The 17,321-nt window shown below is 62.3% G+C and carries 18 protein-coding genes; 14 read left to right on the forward strand and 4 right to left on the reverse strand.

Annotation, left to right across the window (positions count from 1 at the left end; all coding sequences use genetic code 11):
* The first annotated feature begins 46 nt into the window (after window positions 1–46).
* Genes rph through hemW form a run of 4 tightly spaced genes read left to right on the forward strand, consistent with a single transcriptional unit; the run spans window position 47 to window position 2,697 of the window.
* Window positions 47–763 (forward strand): ribonuclease PH, encoded by a 717-nt coding sequence (gene rph / locus ABIT12_RS14890; RefSeq protein ID WP_348041121.1) that lies wholly within the window; start codon window positions 47–49, stop codon window positions 761–763.
* A complete protein-coding gene (locus ABIT12_RS14895) occupies window positions 760–915 on the forward strand; it encodes a hypothetical protein (protein WP_348063367.1) in 156 nt (51 codons plus the stop codon). The genes rph and ABIT12_RS14895 overlap by 4 nt, the downstream gene beginning before the upstream one ends.
* Window positions 912–1,559: a non-canonical purine NTP pyrophosphatase gene (locus ABIT12_RS14900; protein ID WP_348041123.1), complete on the forward strand. Its 648-nt coding sequence runs from the start codon at window positions 912–914 to the stop codon at window positions 1,557–1,559. The genes ABIT12_RS14895 and ABIT12_RS14900 overlap by 4 nt, the downstream gene beginning before the upstream one ends.
* Window positions 1,540–2,697, forward strand: a complete 1,158-nt coding sequence (gene hemW / locus ABIT12_RS14905; protein WP_348041125.1) for a radical SAM family heme chaperone HemW — start codon at window positions 1,540–1,542, stop codon at window positions 2,695–2,697. The genes ABIT12_RS14900 and hemW overlap by 20 nt, the downstream gene beginning before the upstream one ends.
* Window positions 2,698–2,729: 32 nt before the next feature.
* On the opposite strand, the gene ABIT12_RS14910 is transcribed toward hemW, so the two are convergent.
* Window positions 2,730–3,998 carry a penicillin-binding protein activator gene (locus ABIT12_RS14910; protein ID WP_348041204.1) on the reverse strand — a complete coding sequence of 423 codons (1,269 nt, stop codon included), beginning with the start codon at window positions 3,996–3,998 and terminating at the stop codon, window positions 2,730–2,732.
* 118 nt (window positions 3,999–4,116) lie between these two features.
* On the opposite strand from ABIT12_RS14910, the gene rsmI reads away from it, so the two are divergent.
* The 3 genes from rsmI to gshB all read left to right on the forward strand — a co-directional run bounded on the left by rsmI (window position 4,117) and on the right by gshB (window position 6,444).
* Window positions 4,117–5,016: a 16S rRNA (cytidine(1402)-2'-O)-methyltransferase gene (gene rsmI / locus ABIT12_RS14915; RefSeq protein ID WP_348041127.1), complete on the forward strand. Its 900-nt coding sequence runs from the start codon at window positions 4,117–4,119 to the stop codon at window positions 5,014–5,016.
* The gene (locus ABIT12_RS14920) at window positions 4,985–5,377 is read left to right on the forward strand and encodes a YraN family protein (protein ID WP_348041129.1); all 393 of its coding nucleotides are present in this window, start codon (window positions 4,985–4,987) and stop codon (window positions 5,375–5,377) included. Before rsmI ends, ABIT12_RS14920 begins: the two co-directional genes overlap by 32 nt.
* A gap of 116 nt (window positions 5,378–5,493) precedes the next feature.
* Window positions 5,494–6,444 (forward strand): glutathione synthase, encoded by a 951-nt coding sequence (gshB, locus tag ABIT12_RS14925; protein WP_348041131.1) that lies wholly within the window; start codon window positions 5,494–5,496, stop codon window positions 6,442–6,444.
* Window positions 6,445–6,528: 84 nt separating this feature from the next.
* Here gshB and ABIT12_RS14930 read toward each other — a convergent pair whose 3' ends face one another.
* Window positions 6,529–7,245, reverse strand: a complete 717-nt coding sequence (locus ABIT12_RS14930) for an HAD family hydrolase (RefSeq protein ID WP_348041133.1) — start codon at window positions 7,243–7,245, stop codon at window positions 6,529–6,531.
* Window positions 7,246–7,348: 103 nt separating this feature from the next.
* Between ABIT12_RS14930 and ABIT12_RS14935 the strand changes: the two genes are divergently transcribed.
* Window positions 7,349–7,981, forward strand: coding sequence for a MarC family protein (locus ABIT12_RS14935; protein WP_348041135.1), 633 nt, complete (start codon window positions 7,349–7,351; stop codon window positions 7,979–7,981).
* A 490-nt stretch (window positions 7,982–8,471) separates the two neighbouring features.
* Here the strand turns inward: ABIT12_RS14935 and ABIT12_RS14940 are convergent, their stop codons facing one another.
* Window positions 8,472–9,311, reverse strand: coding sequence for a GH25 family lysozyme (locus ABIT12_RS14940; protein ID WP_348041137.1), 840 nt, complete (start codon window positions 9,309–9,311; stop codon window positions 8,472–8,474).
* Between the two features lie 179 nt (window positions 9,312–9,490).
* Here ABIT12_RS14940 and ABIT12_RS14945 point away from each other — a divergent pair, with 179 nt between their 5' ends.
* Genes ABIT12_RS14945 through ABIT12_RS14955 form a run of 3 tightly spaced genes read left to right on the forward strand, consistent with a single transcriptional unit; the run spans window position 9,491 to window position 12,108 of the window.
* Window positions 9,491–11,011, forward strand: a complete 1,521-nt coding sequence (locus tag ABIT12_RS14945) for a YifB family Mg chelatase-like AAA ATPase (RefSeq protein ID WP_348041139.1) — start codon at window positions 9,491–9,493, stop codon at window positions 11,009–11,011.
* Between the two features lie 4 nt (window positions 11,012–11,015).
* Window positions 11,016–11,471, forward strand: a complete 456-nt coding sequence (locus ABIT12_RS14950) for an NUDIX hydrolase (RefSeq protein WP_348041141.1) — start codon at window positions 11,016–11,018, stop codon at window positions 11,469–11,471.
* A 13-nt stretch (window positions 11,472–11,484) separates the two neighbouring features.
* Complete coding sequence (locus tag ABIT12_RS14955) at window positions 11,485–12,108, forward strand: DUF1294 domain-containing protein (protein WP_348041143.1); 624 nt, start codon at window positions 11,485–11,487, stop codon at window positions 12,106–12,108.
* A 122-nt stretch (window positions 12,109–12,230) separates the two neighbouring features.
* Here the strand turns inward: ABIT12_RS14955 and ABIT12_RS14960 are convergent, their stop codons facing one another.
* On the reverse strand, window positions 12,231–13,241 hold the full coding sequence (locus tag ABIT12_RS14960; protein ID WP_348041145.1) for an aldose epimerase family protein: 1,011 nt from the start codon (window positions 13,239–13,241) through the stop codon (window positions 12,231–12,233).
* Between the two features lie 115 nt (window positions 13,242–13,356).
* On the opposite strand from ABIT12_RS14960, the gene ABIT12_RS14965 reads away from it, so the two are divergent.
* The 3 genes from ABIT12_RS14965 to xylA all read left to right on the forward strand — a co-directional run bounded on the left by ABIT12_RS14965 (window position 13,357) and on the right by xylA (window position 17,269).
* Window positions 13,357–14,400 carry a LacI family DNA-binding transcriptional regulator gene (locus tag ABIT12_RS14965; protein WP_348041147.1) on the forward strand — a complete coding sequence of 348 codons (1,044 nt, stop codon included), beginning with the start codon at window positions 13,357–13,359 and terminating at the stop codon, window positions 14,398–14,400.
* 96 nt (window positions 14,401–14,496) lie between these two features.
* Window positions 14,497–15,969: a xylulokinase gene (gene xylB, locus ABIT12_RS14970; protein WP_348041149.1), complete on the forward strand. Its 1,473-nt coding sequence runs from the start codon at window positions 14,497–14,499 to the stop codon at window positions 15,967–15,969.
* Entirely contained in the window at window positions 15,917–17,269 is a 1,353-nt protein-coding gene (gene xylA / locus ABIT12_RS14975; RefSeq protein ID WP_407065629.1) for a xylose isomerase, read from the forward strand. The genes xylB and xylA overlap by 53 nt, the downstream gene beginning before the upstream one ends.
* Window positions 17,270–17,321 lie beyond the last annotated feature (52 nt).

Below are 17,321 nucleotides of genomic sequence, written 5' to 3' on the forward strand. Positions count from 1 at the left end.
GGTTAAGAGGCGGTTAATTGAGAAATCTGCAAAGGCGATTTGATCCATGCGGCCATCGGGACGCCAGACCAACCAGATGCGCGCGGTCACCATCGAGCGCAACGTCTCCCTCAAGGCTGAAGGCTCCTGCCTCGTCTCATTCGGTTCCACCAAGGTGTTGGTCACCGCCTCGGTCGAAACCAGCCTGCCGGGCTGGCTGCGCGGCAAGGGCCAGGGCTGGGTCACCGCCGAATATGGCATGCTGCCCCGTGCCACCGGCTCGCGCAATCGCCGCGAAGCCACCGCCGGCAAGCAGTCGGGCCGCACTCAGGAAATCCAGCGCCTGATCGGCCGCTCCTTGCGCGCCGTGGTCGATATGACCGCTCTGGGCGAAGCCCAGATCACGCTCGATTGCGATGTGCTCGAAGCCGATGGCGGCACCCGAACCGCCTCGATCACCGGCGCCTATGTGGCGCTCGCCGATGCGATCAGGTGGATGGACGAGCGCAAGCTGACCAAGGGTCAGGTGCTGCGCGACAGCGTCGCCGCGATTTCCTGCGGCATCTATCGCGGCACGCCGGTGCTGGATCTCGATTATCTCGAAGATGTCGAAGCCCATACCGACGCCAATTTCGTTATGACTGGCTCGGGCAAGTTCGTCGAAATCCAGGGCACGGCCGAACAGGCGCCGTTTTCGCGCGATGAGTTGAACGCTTTGATGGAGCTGGCCGAGCAAGGCATCGGCGAACTGACGGCATTGCAACTGGCGGCTTTGGCAGCATGAAAATGTTCGGCTTTTCCAAACGCACTAGCACTCCTGCCGCGGCCCAGCAGCATGACTGCGCCTCCTCGGCGATCTGGCAGGATATTGCCCGCGCCCTGAGCCAGACCCCGCGCAATGCGCCCCCCAAGGGCAAAGGGGCGGCAACGAAATGAACCCGATTCCAAAACTCCGCTCCGGCGACAAGTTGGTGCTGGCTTCCCACAATGCGGGCAAGCTGCGGGAGTTTCAGGAACTGTTCGAGCCGTTCGGCCTGATCGTCATTTCCGCTGCTTCGTTAGGCCTGCCCGAGCCGGATGAAACCGGCACCACCTTTGCCGAAAACGCCCGCATCAAGGCCCATGCGGCCGCCCAGGCCTCGGGCATGCTGGCGCTGAGCGATGATTCGGGCCTCTGCGTTGACGCGCTGGGCGGCGATCCCGGCGTCTATACCGCCGACTGGGCCGGCGTACCGCGCAATTTCGATCATGCCATGAAGCGCGTCGAAGATGCGCTGCAGGCCGCCAACGCGACCACGCCGGCACAGCGGCATGGCTCGTTCCACGCCACTTTGTGCCTGGCTCATCCCGATGGGCGCGACGTGATTTATGAGGGCAAAGTCGAGGGCACCCTGGTGTGGCCGCCGCGCGGCGATCTCGGCCATGGCTACGATCCGGTGTTTATGCCCACCGGCTTTGACATCACCTTCGGGGAAATGAACCCGTTGGACAAACACTCCTGGGCTCCCGGCCAGGTCGGGCTGTCGCACCGGGCCAAGGCGTTTGGCAAATTCGTCGAGGGTGCAATTGAGCGCGAATGATCTTTTCGGGATTTACGTGCATTGGCCGTTCTGCGCGTCCAAGTGCCCCTATTGCGATTTCAATTCCCACGTTCACCGTGGCCCGTTCGATGAACAGGGCTATGTGGCAGCCTATGAGCGCGAAATCGCCTATCAGGCCGCGCTGACGCCCGGTCGTGTCGTCCAGTCGATCTTTTTCGGCGGTGGTACTCCCTCGCTGATGAGTCCGTGGGCAGTCGAAGCCATTATCAAGGCGATCGGCAAGCATTGGCATGTCGAAAGCCGCGCCGAAATCACCCTCGAAGCCAATCCCACCAGCGTCGAAGTCGACCGTTTCCGGGGCTTCCGCGCCGCCGGCATCAACCGGGTCTCGCTGGGCGTGCAGTCTTTGCGCGAAAAGCCGTTGGCCGATCTCGGGCGCCGCCACAGCGTCGAGGAAGCCGTCGCCGCCGTGCGTATCGCCCAATCGGTGTTCGAACGCTCCAGCTTTGATCTGATCTATGCCCGTCCGCACCAGACACTGGAAGACTGGGAAGATGAGCTCAAGGAAGCGCTGTGGATGGCCAAGGGCCATATCTCGCTCTACCAGCTGACCATCGAGCAGGGCACGCGCTATTTCGACCTGCATCAGGCCGGCAAGCTGATCATGCCCGACGAAGACCTGTCGGCGGATTTTTATGAGCTGACCCAGGAATTGACCGCTGCCGCCGGCATGCCGGCCTATGAGATTTCCAACCACGCCCGGCCCGGCCAGGAAAGCCAGCACAACCTGCTGTATTGGCGCTATGGCGAATATGTCGGCATCGGCCCAGGCGCCCATGGACGGCTGCTGATCAACAATCAGCGCCACACCACCGCCACCGAAAAGCTGCCATTCGACTGGCAGAAAAAGGTCATCAATGCCGGCCACGGCATGGTGGTGGACGACGTTTTGACCTGGGAAGAACAGGGCGACGAGTTCCTTTTGATGGGCCTGCGCCTGCGCGAAGGCATTTCTCCGCAGCGCTTCCAGTCGATCTCGGGTCGCAAGATCAACCAGCGCCAGATCGATGACCTCAAGGGCTACGGCTTTGTCGAAACCCTGCCCAACGGCAACCTGCGCGTCACCGATCGCGGCTGGCCAGTGCTGGATGCCGTCGTGGCCGATCTGGCGGCTTAGCTGCTTTCTTCTCCCCATCGTGGGAGCAAGAGCTACATCCGCGGCCCATCCACCAGTTGCGCCCCGCCGGGCGCGACCTGTTTGACCACCAGCGCGTAATCGGCGCGGCCATTGGGGTTGAAGCGAAACACCCCGTCGCGGCCATTAAAGCCAGAGGGCGCGGTCAGGGTTTCGCGATCATATTTCGGGTTGCTCATCGACAGCGCTGAAACATTTGCCAGGATCGTGGCGGTATAGGCGATGGTCGCCAGCGGATGCGGGTTGCCGCCGAACTGGCGCTGATAGTCGGCCACGATGGCGTTGTAGCCGGCCGGATCGACCGCCGGATAGACCGCGCCGCCCAGGAATGGCGTGGCTAGAATCGCTGGATCGCCCTCCCAGTCAGCCGAGCCGATAATGGTCAGCGCCGGACGGGCCACGCCGGTCTGTTCGAGCATGGTGGCAAAGCTGGGCGCCGTGCCGCGATCCGGCAGGAACAGCGCATCCACCTGCCCTGCGCTGATTTGCGGACCAAGCTGGGTGACGATGCCGCGCGCCTCCGTCTCATTGCCGAAATGATAGATCGCTGCCGGCGAAATCCCCAGCGCCGCAGCGATTTCGCCAAAGGCCCGCTCCTGCACGCGGCCATAGTCGGTATTTGGGAACACGGCGGCAAATTTGGTGCGGCCCTGCGCCTGCACCAGCGTCAGGCTGCGGCGCACCTCGTTTTCCGGCAAAACGCTCAGCAGATAAACGCCCGGTCCGGCGGCGCTGGCATTGTTGGAAAACCCGATCAGCGGAATGCCCGCCGACCGCGCCACCCCGCCCGCCGCTGTCACCTGATCAGCCTTGAGCGGGCCTAAAATGATGCTGGCCCCCTCCGCCACCGCTTCGCTGGCCGCCTGCGCCGCGCCGCCCGGCGAGGTGCCGGTATCCTTGAGGATCACGGTGATGTTGTCAGCAATATTGGAATTGGATTCGATATAGGACACCGCCAGTCGGGAGGCATTGGCCAGCGAACTGCCAACCCCCGATAGCGCCGGATCGCCGCTCAGCGGCAGCAGCAGCGCCACCCTGACCGGCCCCTGCCCGAAGGATTGCCCGACGGCGATGGCGCCCGGCGCGATGGTATTGGGAATGGGCCCGGCCTGCGCCTGCATGTTGGGGATCGCCTGCGGCGGCGGGGTCTGTGGCGCGCCGAAACTGAAGCTGCGCGACCCGATGGAATAGTCGCCCGGCGCGCAGGCAACCAGCGCGCCAAGACACAGAGCGGCGAGGACAACGCGCAGCCGGTGGCGAACTGCCCATTGCTGGTGCGACATGCTCACGCCCAACGTCCTTTAGTGACCGCAACGTGGCTGAGTCTGTGCCCATTCGGTTAACCGATTCTATACAAATGCTAACCGGCTGCTAAAAGGACAGACCAGCATGGGGCAGCGCGTGACGCAGAATCGGGAAAAATCGGGCGCCTATTTCATCGCTGGCGTGAGCTTTGCCGCACCGCCGCTGGCGCCGGGGCTTTATGCCGTCGCCACCCCGATCGGCAACCTGCGCGATATCACCATAAGAGCGCTGGAAACCTTGGCTGGCGCCGATCTGGTGCTGTGCGAAGACACTCGCCTTTCAGCCCGTCTTCTGGATCATTATGGCATCAAGGGGCCGCGTATGGCCCTGCACGAACACAATGAGCGCGCGCGCATCGACGATATCGCGGCACGTCTGCGGGCTGGTGAAGCCATTGCCCTGATCTCCGATGCCGGTACACCGCTGCTGTCCGATCCTGGTTTTCCGCTGATCCGCGCACTGGGCGAAATGGAATTACCGGTGTTTGCCATCCCCGGTCCTTCAGCTTTGCTGTCGGCGCTGGTGGTGGCGGGCCTGCCCACCGACGCTTTCGCCTTTCATGGATTTTTGCCAACAAAATCAGTCGCCCGGCTCAAAATCCTGCAGGGTCTGGCTGATTCACGTGAAACTTTGGTGTTTTACGAAAGCCCGCGCCGCCTCGACGATACGCTGGCGGCAATGGCGCAAGCCTTCGGCGCCGACCGGCAGGCCGCCGTGGCGCTGGAATTGACCAAACGCTTCGAGCGCGTGCATCGCGGGGCGCTGGGCGATCTGGCAACCGAATTTGCCGATGCCGAAACCAAGGGCGAAGCAGTGATCGTCGTCGGCGGGGCCGCAGAAGCTGCCATTGCCGCCGCCGCAGACTGGAAGGCCGTCTTAGCCGATGCGCTTGCCGATCAGCCGCTGCGCGCCGCTGTCGATGAAGTCGCCGAAAATTTTGGGCTCAAGCGCAAGGATGTCTATGATGCCGCCCTCGCCCTCAAAGCCCAAAAGTAAGGCCCGGCTCAAGGCCTATCGCGGCGGCCATTGGGGCGAGACGCTGGCGGCGCTATTCCTGCAGGCCAAGCTCTACCGCATCATCGACCGGCGCTTCAAAAGCCCGGTGGGTGAAATCGACCTGGTGGCCCAGCGCTTCGGCATCACGGTGTTTGTCGAGGTCAAGGCGCGCACCCATGCCTCCGGCGAAGCCGAAGCGCTCGCCGCAGTCAACCAACAGCGCATTATCCGCGCCGCGCAATACTACATTGCGCGGCATCCCCACCTGGCGCAAACGCCTTTGCGGTTCGACGTAATTTTCCTTGCACGCCGAGCATGGCCGCGCCATGTCATCAACGCCTTCGACGCAAGCCGACCGTGAAACCTCATGGTGAGCTTGTCGAACCACGAGGTCGGATTTAACCGATCTCGCCACGACCTCGTCCTTCGACAGGCTCAGGATGAGGTCTGCTGAGAAGTCAGGCTCTCGAGAGAAAAATGGCAAAAAAACTCAAAGTCGCCGTGCAGATGGACCATGTCGCCACCATCAACCCGCGGGGCGATTCCACCTTCGCCATGATGCTCGAAGCGCAGGCGCGCGGGCATCAACTGCTGCACTACACGCCCGATTCGCTGGCGCTGCGGGATAATGTGGTAACGGCTTTGGCCGCCCCGATCACGGTGATCGACAAGCCCAAAGGCGAACATTTTGCCCTTGGCGAAGCGTCGCGGGTGGACCTGTCGACGCAGGATGTGGTGCTGATGCGCCAGGATCCGCCGTTCGACATGAACTACATCACCATTTCCCATATTCTGGAACGCATTCATCCCAAAACGCTGGTGGTCAATTCGCCCGCCGATGTGCGCAATGCCCCCGAAAAAATCCTGGTCACTGAGTTCCCACAGCTGATGCCGCCGACGCTGGTGACGCGTGATCGCGAGCTGATCCATGCCTTCCGCAAGGAGCACGGCAACATCATCGTCAAGCCACTCTACGGCAATGGCGGGGCCGGTGTGTTCTTCATCCAGGAGGGCGATCATAACCTCGCCAGCCTGCTCGAACTGTTCGAGCAGAACTATCGCGAACCCTTCACGGTCCAGAAATACCTGCCGGACGTGCGCAAGGGCGACAAGCGGATCATCATTATCGATGGCGAACCGATCGCCGGTCTCAACCGCATTCCCGCCGAAGGCGAAGCCCGCTCCAACATGCATGTCGGCGGCCGCCCGGAACTGTCGCCACTCACGGCGCGAGACCTGGAAATCTGCGCCACCATCGCCCCGGCACTGAAAGCCCGCGGCATGATCTTCGTCGGCATCGACGTGATCGGGGATTACCTCACCGAAATCAACGTCACCTCCCCCACCGGCATCCGCGAAATCAAACGCTTTGGCGGGCCGGATATCGCGGTGCTGATCTGGGATGCGATCGAGAAGCGGCGGGGTTAAAACCATCAGTCGTCACCCTCCCCTTGCGGGGAGCGATCAAGGGTGGGGATGAGAGCCCGGTCGCCGCGGAAAATTGAGTGTTGCCTAAGCCTTCATAAGGAGTGCTGGCAATTCCGCAATACTCCCCAGAATCACGTCGCTAAGCTCTGCCAGTTCCTCCCGTGAGCTATTGCCCGACAGCACACCGATGGCCACACCGGCGCCGGCAGCATGGGCCATTTCCAGATCATGCGGATTATCGCCGACCATGGCGATCTGCGCCGGTAAAAGGCCGGTTTTAGCGGCAAACAGGTGCAATTGGTCGGCATAGGGTTTGGCGCGGGCCACTGAATCGTAGCCGATGATGGCAGTGAACAGGTCATCAAGCCCCAGCGCCGTGGCGGTGGCGCGAGCGCCGGCCTCGGAATCGTTGGTGGCGATGCCCAGAACGAAGCCCTGATCGACCAGATGCTGCAGGGTGGCGTGCAGACCTTCGATTGGGGCTGCCTGGCCTGAACCTTCTTCGACGGCAAAGCGATCATATTGGGCGATGCGGCTACGTCGTTCCGTCTGCGAAAGCGCGGGGTGCCAGAGATCGACCAGGTCTTCCACCGTGCCGGCGGCGACCACCGAACCGCTGATGAAGCGTTTGACGCCCCAGTCATAGCCACCCTGTTGCACCAGGGTGCGGGCCAAGGACTCGTCGCCAGAACTGGCCTTGCGGGCCAGCGCCATGATGATCTCGAACCAGGTGCGGTTGAAATCGACCAGCGTGCCGTCCTTGTCGAACAGAATGCCTTTGATGGCAGCAATTTCCGGCATAGATCGACGCACTTTCACGGGCAGCAATGGTGGCGGACGCTATGCTGCCCGCCTTGCAGGGACAAGGGGTGTTCAAGCGGCAAAATCTTGGGCATGCTGGGCCATGCTCTTGGAAACCCTGCTCGTTTCGATCACCACCTTTTTCGCCACGATCGGCCCGGCCGATCTGGCGCTGATGTTTCTGGCGCTGACGCGCGACAACAAGCCTGAAGAACGCCGGCGCTTTGCTTTGCGCGGCGTGCTGATCGGCGGCGCGATCCTGCTGTTTTTCGCGATTTTTGGCGCGTCGGTCCTGACCCTGTTCGGGATCAGCCTGCCGGCCTTGCGCACGGCCGGTGGCATTCTGCTGCTGCTGATTTCCATCGACATGGTGTTTGCCCGCCATTCCGGCGCCGCCTCCACCACCACCGAGGAAGATATCGAAGCACGTAGCCGCGAGGACATTTCGGTGTTCCCTCTGGCAACGCCATTGATCGCTGGTCCCGGCGCCATCAGCGCGGTGATCCTGCTGATCGCCGGAACCGAGGGCGACTACATCAAGGACGTGATGGTGGTCGTCGGCCTGCTGCTGATCCTGGCGCTGACCTACGCCATGTTGCGGCTGGCCATTCCGCTGCAAAGACTGCTCGGTGTCACCGGCCTGCATGTGGTGTCGCGCGTCATCGGCGTGCTGCTCTCGGCACTGGCCGTGCAGTTCATTTTCGACGGCATCAGGACCAGCGGCATCCTGGGCTGATCGATCAGCGCAATTTTATGAAATTTCCATTGTTAATCAAGTCTTAACGCGGCAATTGACCCGTCGCGCGGAGAAGCGCTTTATCCGGTCAGGGCAGAAACGAGACCTGATATGCGTATTGCCATCGCCGTTGTCTGCATCTTGTTCGCCATCATGGCGACCGCCTCGACCGGCCGTATCGCAGCCCAGTCCGAGATCCTGGCGCCGATCACCGCGCAGTAAAACGGCCAGCGCCGAGGCGCTGACCGCAAAATTCTGAAAGCCGAAGACGCGCTTACTTCTTCTTCTGCGCGCCCAGCGTCGAGGAATTGGCCGTCGCCAGAACCTTCGGCGTTTCCTTCTTCGGCTTCTTGGCTTCCTTGTTCGTCTTCATCTGACCCTTGGCCATCGGCTTCTCCTCGCGCTGTGGGCGTCGGCGCCCTGTCAAATCACCAGCAAAAGCTATGCTCTTGATCCAACGGTGACAAGGTCGGGCTTGTTGCCTCAGGCGCTATTTTTGGAGAGCGCAGCGGCCATACGGGCCGAGCACCGCGATGGCGCGCGGATCGCAGCCGGTCAGTAGGAAATTGGTCCACTCATCCTGTGTGCCGTAAAACGCATTGCGATCCACTTCGGGCCGCACACCACGCACCACGCCAGTCTGCGTCCACTGCCAGAAGGTCCAGCCGGGACGGTTGGTATATTTGTGGTGCGGCTCGGCGGCGGTCGAGCGCAGCCAGAACGCATTGGGGAAATGCTCGCCTTCCAGCACATCGCGATGGAAGGTCATATCGGTATAAATAATCGGCAGCTTGCCGGTATGGGCTTCCATCGCCGCCAGCATGTAACGCACCTTTTCGAGCGCATTTTCGCGGGTCGGATGAGTCTTGCAGCTGGAATCATTGTTCCATTCCAGATCCAGCACCGGCGGCAAAGCGTCGGGATCATTGGGCACCATCTTGATGAACCAGTCGGCCTGTTCCGAGGCCAGCGAGCACCAGGTCATGAAATGATAGGCGCCGCGTGGCATGCCGGCTTCGCGGGCGCGGTTCCAATTGTTATAGAAATTGGGGTCGATATAGTCCTTGCCCTCGGTGGACTTCATGAACGCGAAATGGATGCCGTAATTGCGGGCCGCGTAAAAATCGACATTGCCCTGATAGCGCGCGATGTCCATGCCCTGGATCGGCAGGGCGCGGGCTCGCGCGACGCCGGAATGCGGGCGGTTATCGCCCTCGATTGCGCCACCGATACCGCCGCGGCCGCAGGCGGCCAGGGTCAGCAAGGCCAAAGCCAGCAGCAATCCTCTGACAACGCCGGGCACGAACGGGGATTTGGCCGCAATACTCATGGACTACAAACTCATACGCAAAACTGGTCGAGCTTTTGATTCAACATGTCGGGGTTAACGGAACCTTGCATTCACCATTTCGCGTCCCGGCGTGGTTAACCGCTGTCAACATGTTCATGAAACGTTCTTGTTGAACGACAAAATCCCTGTTAACCTTTCGACGACTAAGAGGGTTGGGCATGGTAACCCGCGTACAAACTGTAGCGTTTCAGGGCATCGAAGCGGTGCCGGTGGACGTGCAGGTGCAGATTGCGCCGGGCGTACCGGCCTTCATTATGGTCGGCCTGCCCGACAAGGCGGTCAAAGAGGCCGGTGAGCGGGTGCGCGCTGCCTTGGTCGCCTCCGGGCTTGGCCTGCCGCCAAAGCGCATCACCATCAATCTGGCTCCCGCCGACCTGCCCAAGGAGGGTAGTCATTATGACCTGCCGATCGCGCTCGGACTGATGGCGGCGATGGGCGCCATTCCGCAGGACGCACTCGACGATTTCGTGGTGCTGGGCGAACTGGGGCTCGACGCGCGGCTGGCCCATGTCAACGGCATCCTCGCGGCAGCGATCGCCGCGCATGGCCGCGGACTGGGGCTGATCTGCCCGGCGCCGTCCGGCCCGGAAGCGGCTTGGGCGGGCGACGAAGTGGATATCGTCGCGGCCGATAGCCTGTTGGCACTGGTCAACCATTTGACCGGCCATCAGCTGGCGGCACGACCGCAGCCGAAGCGCTGGATCGCCTCGGGCAACCTGCCCGATCTGGCCGATGTGCGCGGCCAGCAGGTGGCGCGGCGGGCGCTCGAAGTGGCCGCGGCCGGGGGCCACAATATGCTGATGATCGGGCCACCGGGCGCCGGAAAGTCCATGCTGGCGGCGCGTCTGCCCTCGATCCTGCCCACGCTTGATCCGCGCGAACTGCTCGATGTGTCGATGATCCAGTCGATTGCCGGCGAACTGGCCGGCGGCGCGATTTCGGACCGTCGTCCGTTCCGCGCGCCGCATCATTCCGCTTCGATGGCGGCCTTGGTCGGCGGCGGGCTGCGGGTGCGACCGGGCGAGGTCAGCCTCGCGCACAATGGCGTGCTGTTTCTCGATGAACTGCCCGAGTTCTCTCCGCAGGTGCTCGATAGCCTGCGCCAACCGCTCGAATCGGGCGAAACCGTCATTGCGCGGGCCAATGCGCGGGTCTCTTATCCATCGCGAGTGCAGTTGATCGCCGCGATGAATCCCTGCAAATGCGGTATGGCGGGCTCGCCCGGCCATACCTGCAAGCGCGGCGCCGCCTGTGCCGGCGACTATCAGGGGCGGGTGTCCGGCCCGTTCCTCGATCGCATCGATATCCGCATTGACGTGCCGGCAGTGTCGGCAGCCGATATGATGGCGCCGGCGTCATCGGAATCCTCCTCTGCCGTTGCCGCGCGAGTGGCCTTGGCCCGTGATCGACAGCGGCAGCGCTATCGCGATCACGGCGCGGCCAATATCTTCACCAATGCCCATGCTGGGGCGAGCTTGATCGAGGCGGTGGTCAATCCCGACAAGGACAGCCAGGCCCTTCTGCTGCAGGCGGCCGAGCGGTTTTCGCTCTCGGCGCGCGCCTATCATCGCGTGCTCAAGGTGGCGCGGACGCTGGCCGATCTGGCGGCCTCCGACAAGGTGACCCGGCCCCATATTGCGGAAGCCCTAAGCTATCGGCTGAATTTCCAGTTAAGCTAGTGCCATGGCTCAACACCGAATCTCCTGCGGCGCGCTGGTGCTGCGTGACCAGAAAATCCTGCTCGTTCGCCATTTGCGTCCGGGCGTCCATGATTTCTGGTCGGCGCCCGGCGGCGGTGTCGAGCGTAGCGAAGAGCTGGCCCGTACCGCCGAGCGCGAAACCTTTGAAGAAACCGCCATCCATGTCGCTGCGGCCAGACTTGCCTATATCGATGAAGGCTGGAGCGAACAGCGGCGCGTGCTGAGCTTCTGGTTTCTGGCGGATTACATTTCGGGGGAGATCGACATCGGCACCAATCCTGCTGAGAACGAGGCAATTGCCGAGGCTGCATGGTTTGCGCTTGATGCCTTGCCGGAGGGGCATGTGTTTCCCGAACCGCTGCGCAGCCGGTTTCCGCGTGATCTGGCGTCGGGGTTTCCCGGTGCAGTCAAATTGCCGCTGCACAAGCTGTTGTTCTGATCCGGTCCGGGCGATGGTGCGTGAACAAGGCGAACTGGTGCAGTGGAACGAGCAAAAAGGCTTTGGTTTCGTGCGGCGGTCCGGGCACGCGCAAAACCTGTTTCTGCATGCAACGGCAGTGCGGCAGACCAGCACGCGGCCCCGCGTCGGCGATCAACTGGAGTTTCGCGTCGGTCCGGGGCGCGGTGGGCGGCAGGCGGCCTACGATGCCGAGGTCGCTGGCGCCAATCCGCGCTCTGTCGAGGCCCATCAATGGCGTCGGCAAGAGCAGTGGCGTCCATTTGGCTCTTGGCGTTCGCTAACCGCGGCCAGCCTCGTTTTGCTGGCGATTGCGGCGGTCGTGACCAATCGGGCGCCCGATTGGATAATACTGATCTACGGCGGTATCGGCGCGGTCAGTGGCTTGCTCTACGGTTTTGACAAGCGTGCCGCTGAACTGCGACGCTGGCGGCGATCAGAAGCGGCGCTGCATCTCATTGACCTGATGGGCGGCATTGTTGGCGGATTGCTGGCGCAACAGATGTTTCGCCACAAGACCAGCAAAGCGCGTTTTGGCCGATTGAGCGTGCTCGTCGCACTGATCCACATCGGGTTGCTCAGCACGGCCTTGCTGGGTCTGTGGAAAGCCTGGCTATAAGTCTGTGGATAACTGTTTCACGTGAATCCATCGAGCAGCGCCACGCTCATCAAAAGCTGAACACCCGCCACCGTTGCCGGCAACAGGATGATTCACGTGAAACTGATCCGCAGGGGGCGGGATCAGGCGATTTCGATTTCGCACCAATGGCGATAGGGGCGATCCGGTCCGTAGATCACCGAGGGGAAATGCGGATTGTGCAGCGCATCGGGGAATTTCTGGTCTTCGAGGCAGAAGCCGGAGAACCGGCCGTAGGTCTTGCCGTTAAGGCCCGGCACAGGAATATCGGTCCATAGCCCGTTATAGGCCTGCACCGCCGGCTGGTCCGACCAGATCTTGAGGGTGAGCGCCCCGTCAGGTCCGGTCACCGTGGCGATCGGCTCGTCCAGTTCGCGCCCGGTATCGAGCACCAGATTGATATCGTAGCCCACCGGTTTTCCATCGGCATCGCGCATGGCGCGGCCCTGGCGCAGATCATAGATCGTGTCCTTGACCGGCACGATGGCGCCGCTGGCGCACAGATCCTCGCCAAGCAGCGTATAGGCGCTGGTCTCGACCTGCAGCATGTGGTCGAGCACCGTATCGGTGGTGCCGAGGTTGAAATACTGGTGCTGTACCAGGCTGATCGGCGTGCGGCGATCGGCAATGGCGGAAAGGTCGAGACGCAACTTGTTGCCGGCGAGGGTATATTTGGCAGTAAAGGTTACATCGCCGGGATAGCCCATGGCCCCATCGGGGCTGAAATGGGTGAAGGTGACGCTGTTGTCGGCATCGTCGGCCACGCCATCCCACACCTGCCGGCCAAGGCCTTCCGGGCCGCCATGCAGGCTCAGCGCGCCCTCATTGGGCACCAGCTCGTAATGCTTGCCATCCAGATCGAACGACGCGTCCTTGATGCGGTTGGCAACGCGGCCTGCCAGCGCGCCGAAATGCGGGCTGTGCTGCACATAGTCTTCCAGCGTGTCAAAGCCCAGCACCACCGAGCGCAGGCCGCCCTTGACCGGCACGCGCCAGTCCCGCACGGCCACGCCCAGTCCGATAATATCGACTTCGACCCCGGTGGTGCTGACCAGCTTGAACTGCTGGACCTGTTTGCCCTTGTGCTGACCAAACGTCGAAACCGAAATAGCCATTATGCTGCCCTCTGTTGGCGCAAGGTTTTAGCTGCGCCGCAGCAACCTGACAACGTTGCACTTGACCTTTCTTGCAGGTCCAACAAATCTGTCGCATCGCCAGGGGGAAACCGGCTTGAACGAGATCGCAACCAGACGTCGCACCACCGTACACGATGTCGCCCGGGCCGCGGCCGTTTCGCTGGCCACGGTGGATCGCGTGCTCAACAATCGCCCCGGTGTTCGTCCGCTCACCGCCAAGAAAGTGGAGGACGCCATCATTGCCCTCGGCTTCCAGCGCGATCTTTCGGCCTCGCTTCTGGCCCGTGCCCGCGACCTGCGGGTGGATTTCCTGATCCCCGATGGCTCTAACGAATTTATGGAAAGCCTGGCCGAAGCCATTGCGCGCCGCGCCGCCAATGCGCAGGGCGACCGCATGCAGCTCGAAATCACCCGTCTGCCGGCGCTCGATGCTGATGCGCTGGCCACGGGCCTGGCCCGGCTCGATCCGAATCTATGTGATTGCGCGGTGATCGTCGGGGCCGAAGAGCCCTCGGTCCTTGCCGCCGTCGAAGAAGCCGCCCGTCGCGGTATCGTAGTGATGACGCTGGTCTCGGACCTGCCTGGTTCCAGTCGCCGCCATTTCATCGGCATCGACAATGTTGCCGCCGGCCGCACGGCAGCATCCCTATTGGGGCGGTTTTGTCCTTCCGGTGGCAAAATTGGTATCGTTGCCGGTTCGATGCATCTGCGCGACCATCGCGATCGGCTGGATGGCTTCCGCGCCGCTATCGCCGCCGAGTTCCCGGCAATCGTCCTGCTTGACCCGATCGAGGGTCACGACGAGCGCCATGAAACCCGGACGCAGGTGAAAAAACTGCTGGGCGCGCATCCCGATCTGGCCGGGATTTATAATCTGGGTGCCGGCAATACCGGGCTGGTGGCGGCGTTGGAGGCTTCCGGTCGGGCTGGCGCCCTGCGCGTCATCGCCCATGAACTGTCCGAACCGACGCGCCGCGGCCTGCGTTCGGGCGCCATCGACGTGGTGCTGGACCAGAACCCGGATGGCGAAATTCGCGCCGCCATCACGGCCGCGCGCACCCTGGCGCTGGGCGCCAGCGGCAATGCTCCCAACGAAGCAATTGAAATCGGGATTTTCCTGCGCGACAATCTGCGCTAAGACAACCGCCATCACCAAAAGATGTCGGCGCCCGTCAACGGGCTAGGGAGGATTTTTCAAAGTGATCTGCACACACGATCTTGAGGTACGTGCCTCATGAGCGCCACTTACCTTGGCATCGACATCGGCACTTCCGGGGTCAAAGCCCTGCTGATCGATGAAACGGGAAAGATCATTGGTGACGCCACCGCCCCGGCGGTCGAACCAGTGCGGCCGCATCCCGGCTGGTCCGAACAGAATCCCGCCGATTGGTGGACCGCGACGCTCGCCGCCATCGACACACTTTCCAAATCGCACGCGACCCAATTGGCCGCGGTGCGGGGCATCGGCCTTTCCGGCCACATGCACGGGGCCACCCTGCTGGGCAAGGACAACGACGTCTTGCGCCCCTGCATCTTGTGGAACGACGGCCGCTCGGCCGCCGAATGCCGCGAAATGGAAGCAGCGCTCCCCAGCCTGCGCCAACTGGCCGGCAATATTGCCATGCCCGGCTTTACCGCCCCCAAGATCGCCTGGGTGCGCAAGCATGAGCCAGAGATTTTTGCCAAGATCGCCAAGGTGCTGTTGCCCAAGGCCTATATACGCCTGCTGCTGAGCGGGGAAGCGGTCGAAGACATGTCCGACGCCGCCGGCACGCTCTGGCTCGATGTCGGCAAGCGCGACTGGTCCGATGAACTGCTGGCCGTCACCGGCCTCAACCGCTCGCACATGCCGCGCCTGGTCGAAGGCACGGCGGTATCAGGCCACCTCAAGCCCGAATTTGTCGCCCGCTGGGGCATGTCCGGCACCGTGGTTATCGCTGGTGGCGCTGGCGACAACGCGGCGGCGGCCTGCGGCATCGGCGCCATTCGTCCCGGCGAAGGCTTTGTCTCGCTGGGCACCTCCGGCGTGCTGTTTGTTTCCAATGACAAGTTCCGCCCCAATACCAATGGGGCGGTGCATGCCTTCTGCCATGCGGTGCCCGATACCTGGCACCAGATGGGCGTGATCCTGTCGGCCACCGATAGCCTGAACTGGTTGTCCAAGATCACCGGGCAGGATGCCGCCACGCTCTCCAATGCCGCTGAAGCGCAGTTCACCGGACCCGGCGAGGAAATTTTCCTGCCCTATCTTTCGGGCGAACGCACCCCGCACAACAACGCCGGCGCGCGCGGCTCGTTTATCGGGCTGTCCCACTCGACCGATCAGGCTAAGATGGCCCAGGCCGTGCTTGAAGGCGTCACTTTTGCCTTCCGCGATAGCCAGCGCGTGCTGCACGATGCTGGCACCAGGATCGACCGGCTGCTCGCCGTCGGCGGTGGCTCCAAGTCCAAACTGTGGCTCAAGCTGATCGCGACCAATCTGGATATGGAAATCGCTCTTCCCGAGGACGGCGATTTCGGTGGCGCACTTGGCGCGGCCCGGTTGGGCCTCTGCGCTGCCACCGGGGCCGATCCCAAATCAGTCATGGCCATGCCAGCCATCAAGACCGTTATCGCGCCGGACAAGGCCCTGTCCGCAGCCTATTCCGACCAGTATGCGCGCTATCGCGCACTCTACCCTGCCATTGAGGAGGCAATTCGTGACTGATTTTTTCAAGGGAATTTCGCCCGTTAAATTCGAAGGTCCAACCAGCACCAATCCGCTGGCCTACCACCACTACAACAAGGACGAAATCGTCGCCGGCAAGCGGATGGAAGACCATATCCGCCCCGCCATTGCCTATTGGCATACCTTTGCCTGGGAGGGCGGTGACCCGTTCGGTGGCCGCACGTTCGATCGTCCCTGGTATGACAAGGGTCTGGAAGGCGCCAAGATCAAGGCCGAAGTGGCGTTCGAACTGTTCGACCTGCTCGACGCGCCCTTCTTCTGCTTCCACGACGCCGACATTGCGCCGGAAGGCGCCACCCTGGCTGAAAGCAACAGGAACGTCCGCACCATTGGCGATATCTTTGCCAAGAAGATGCAGTCGAGCCGCACCAAGCTGCTCTGGGGCACCGCCAACCTGTTCTCCAACCGCCGCTACATGTCGGGCGCCGCGACCAATCCCGATCCGGATGTGTTCGCCTACGCTGCCGGCCAGGTCAAGAACGTGCTGGAGCTGACCCATGAACTGGGCGGCGAAAACTACGTGCTCTGGGGTGGCCGCGAAGGCTACGAAACCCTGCTCAATACCAAGATCGGCCAGGAGCAGGACCAGATGGCCCGCTTCATCCATCTGGTGATCGAGCACGCCGACAAGATCGGCTTCAAGGGCCAGATCCTGATCGAGCCAAAGCCGCAGGAACCGTCCAAGCACCAGTACGACTATGACGTCGCCACGGTCTATGGCTTCCTCAAGCGCTATGACCTCGACTCGCGGGTAAAGTGCAATATCGAAGTCGGCCACGCTTTCCTTGCCGGCCATTCCTTCGAACACGAACTGGCTGTTGCCGCCTCGCTGGGCATGCTCGGCTCGGTCGACGCCAACCGCAACGATCTGCAGTCCGGCTGGGATACCGACCAGTTCCCCAATTCGGTGCCGGAAACCACGCTGGCCTTCTATCAGATCCTCAAGAATGGCGGTCTGGGCAAGGGCGGTTTCAACTTCGACGCCAAGGTGCGTCGCCAGTCGATCGATCCAGCAGACCTGCTGCATGGCCACATCGGCGGCCTCGACGTGCTGGCCCGTTCGCTCAAGGCGGCGCAGGCCATCATCGATGATGGCACCTATGACAAGATTGTCGACCAGCGCTATGCCGGTTGGCAGGGCGAACTGGGCAAGAGCATTCTGGGCAAAAAGCTCAGCCTTGCCGATCTGGCCGCCCGCGTCGAAACCGACGGTATCAACCCGCAGCCAAAATCCGGCCAGCAGGAATACCTGGAAAACCTGATCAACCGCTTCGTTTGATTGGTTGCTGAACCCTTCCCTCTCCCCTTGCGGGAGAGGGTGCCCCCACGGG

Origin of the sequence: Devosia sp. (assembly GCF_039927955.1) — a bacterium.
GTDB lineage: Bacteria > Pseudomonadota > Alphaproteobacteria > Rhizobiales > Devosiaceae > Devosia.